The 2,807-nt window shown below is 70.1% G+C and carries 4 protein-coding genes and 1 pseudogene; 1 reads left to right on the top strand and 4 read right to left on the bottom strand.

The window, feature by feature from the left end:
- The 4 genes from GTW40_RS25470 to rimP form a co-directional block, all read right to left on the bottom strand.
- On the bottom strand, positions 1 to 315 hold a 315-nt coding region (locus GTW40_RS25470; RefSeq protein WP_343245785.1), incomplete at its 3' end, for a translation initiation factor IF-2 N-terminal domain-containing protein.
- A 143-nt stretch (positions 316 to 458) separates the two neighbouring features.
- Complete coding sequence (locus GTW40_RS25465; RefSeq protein ID WP_161182504.1) at positions 459 to 755, bottom strand: YlxR family protein; 297 nt, start codon at positions 753 to 755, stop codon at positions 459 to 461.
- 113 nt (positions 756 to 868) lie between these two features.
- Entirely contained in the window at positions 869 to 1,855 is a 987-nt protein-coding gene (nusA, locus tag GTW40_RS25460; RefSeq protein WP_161182503.1) for a transcription termination factor NusA, read from the bottom strand.
- Positions 1,856 to 1,857: 2 nt separating this feature from the next.
- A complete protein-coding gene (gene rimP / locus GTW40_RS25455; protein ID WP_161182502.1) occupies positions 1,858 to 2,367 on the bottom strand; it encodes a ribosome maturation factor RimP in 510 nt (169 codons plus the stop codon).
- 251 nt (positions 2,368 to 2,618) lie between these two features.
- Here rimP and GTW40_RS25450 point away from each other — a divergent pair.
- Positions 2,619 to 2,807 (top strand): annotated as a pseudogene (locus tag GTW40_RS25450) (hypothetical protein); the annotation flags it as partial.

Here is a 2,807-nt window from a genome sequence, read left to right as displayed (position 1 = left end):
GGCCGAGGGGGTCACCGGGGCGGCGGGCTGGGCCGCGGCCGGCTTGGGGGCGCCCGGCTTCGGAGCAGCCGGACGAGCCGCCTGCACCGGAGAGGGCGCGGCGGGCTTGGGGGTCGCCTTGCGCGGGGCGGGCTTGCCGGCGGACTTGCCGGTGCCACCGCCCTGGAAGGCGTCGGTCAGCTTACGTACCACAGGCGCTTCGATCGTCGAAGACGCCGAACGGACGAATTCACCGAGTTCCTGGAGCTTGGCCATGACGGCCTTGCTCTCTACACCGAACTCCTTGGCGAGTTCGTATACCCGGACCTTAGCCACTTCGCTCCTTTGAGGTCCGGGTGAAGCCGGACCGTCGCTAGTTCATGGGCGTACTCATCGCGTACTCATCGAGTGCTCATCGCAATCTCGACCTGCTTTCGACTCGCGAGGTACCAGTCCGCACGGGGTTCCGCGCGGCACACTTACGGTGTTGCCTCCTCGGCAACTGTCGTCTGCTCGACGTATCGGCGCAACGCGTTTGTGTCGAGCGTTCCCGGGGCGCGCAGTGCCCGCGTGAACGCCCGGCGACGTACCGCCTGGTCGAGACAGACCAGGGCCGGGTGTACATATGCACCCCGGCCGGGCAGCGTACCGCGAGGATCGGGGACGCAGGCGTCCTCGATCATCACGATCCGCAGTAGATCGTTCTTGGCCGCCCGCTCCCGGCACCCCACACAGGTGCGTTCAGGGCATGCTCGGGCATGCGTCCGGCCAGACACGATTAAGTCTACCTCCCCGTACCGACCTCACCCCTTTGGGGCAAGGATCGAACAGTTTCCGCGCATGAAAATGAGCGATCCGGGCGAATAACCGCCCGGATCTGCTGTCGGTCCTACTCGGCGGGCTGCTCGGTGTCCGGCCGGATGTCGATCCGCCAGCCGGTGAGCCGGGCCGCGAGCCGGGCGTTCTGCCCTTCCTTGCCGATCGCCAGCGACAGCTGGTAGTCCGGCACGGTCACCCGGGCGGAGCGCGAGGCGAGGTCGACGACCTCGACCTTGTTCACCCGGGCGGGTGACAGCGCGTTCGCCACCATCTCGGCCGGGTCGTCCGACCAGTCGACGATGTCGATCTTCTCGCCGTTCAGCTCGCCCATCACGTTGCGCACCCGGCCGCCCATCGGGCCGATGCAGGCGCCCTTGGCGTTCAGGCCCGAACGGGTGGACCGGACCGCGATCTTGGTGCGGTGGCCGGCCTCGCGGGCGATGGCGGCGATCTCCACCGAGCCGTCCGCGATCTCCGGCACCTCCAGGGCGAAGAGCTTCTTCACCAGGTTGGGGTGCGTGCGCGAGAGCGTCACGGAGGGACCGCGCACACCCTTGGCCACCCGGACGACGTACGACCGCAGACGCATGCCGTGGTTGTACGCCTCGCCGGGGACCTGCTCCTGCACCGGCAGGATGGCCTCCAGCTTGCCGATGTCCACGAGCACGTTCTTCGGGTCGCGGCCCTGCTGGACCACGCCCGTGACGATGTCGCCCTCGCGCCCGGCGTACTCCCCGAGCGTGGCGTCGTCCTCGGCGTCGCGCAGCCGCTGGAGGATGACCTGCTTGGCGGTGGTGGCGGCGATCCGGCCGAACCCCGAGGGGGTGTCGTCGAACTCGAGCCGCTCCTGACCCTCCTCCAGGTCCTCCGGGTCCTCCTTCGCCCACACGGTCACATGACCGGTCTGCCGGTTCAGCTCCACGCGTGCGTGGCGGCGGCTTCCCTCGGTGCGGTGGTACGCGATGAGGAGGGCCGACTCGATCGCCTCGACCAGCAGGTCGAAGGAGATCTCCTTCTCCCTGACCAAGCCCCGCAGGGCGCTCATGTCGATGTCCACGGCTACGCCTCCTCCTCTTCCTTCATGTCCGTCTTGTCCTTGCGGTTGAACTCGACCTGGACGCGCGCCTTCTCGATCTCCGGGAAACCGAGCCGGCGGGTGGTGGCCTTGCGGCCCTTCACGCCGGGGACCTCCAGGTCCAGACCCTCGTCGTCCACGCCCAGGATGCGCGCGACCAGCTCGCCGCCCTCGGTCAGCTGGAACTTGACCAGCCGGTCCACAGCGCGCGCGTAGTGGCGCCGTTCGGTGAGGAGGCGCTCCGCGCCGGGGGTTCCGACCTCCAGGTCGTAGGCCGCGTCACCCATCGCGTCGGTCTCGTCGAGCTTCGCCGAGAGCGCACGGCTCACATCGGCGATCTGGTCCAGGTCGGCCCCGGTGTCCGAGTCGACGACCACGCGCAGCACCCGCTTGCGTCCGACGGAGTCCACAGCGATCTCTTCGAGATCCAGCCCCTGCGAGGTGACGAGCGGTTCGAGCAGCGCTCGCAGCCTCTCGCTCTGGGTGGTGCTCATCCGGGTGACTCCTCGGCCGCGTGTGCTGTTGTGGGATGGGTCGCGTGTCTGGTCAAAGGGTATCCGGTCGCGGCGGGTGTTGCCGTCCACCCTCGCACCTCCCGGCCGTCCGGGGCCCCGCCCCTGGGCCGTACGGTGCCCGAGCGCGGTGCCGGTGAGGGGAGCGCGCGGGGTGCGCGGGTACGGTGATCACGGGCGTCGCGCCCGCCTGTGGTCTTCCCCCGTTTCCACTCCCCCCGAGGACGTCCGCCATGTCCTACCCTCCCCCGTCGCGCGCCCGTTCGGGGCCGCGCAGAAGAACCCTGCTCGCCTCCGCCGCCGGGGCCGCCACCCTGCTCGCGGGCTGCACCTCCGGCACCGGCCCGGCGAGCACCGTCTCCTCGCCGTCGGCGCGGGCGCGGAAGCGGGCCGCCGCCGACAGCACGGCCCTGCTGGCCCGC

The organism is Streptomyces sp. SID4985, assembly GCF_009863025.1.
GTDB lineage: Bacteria > Actinomycetota > Actinomycetes > Streptomycetales > Streptomycetaceae > Streptomyces.
Note: the sequence above shows the minus strand (reverse complement) of the source record. Positions and strands in the feature narration are given on the sequence as shown.

Bases quoted from the DNA above. Each gene is read 5' to 3' on its own strand.
- rimP (WP_161182502.1), bottom strand. From the start codon at position 2,367: ATGAGCACCACCCAGAGCGAGAGGCTGCGAGCGCTGCTCGAACCGCTC.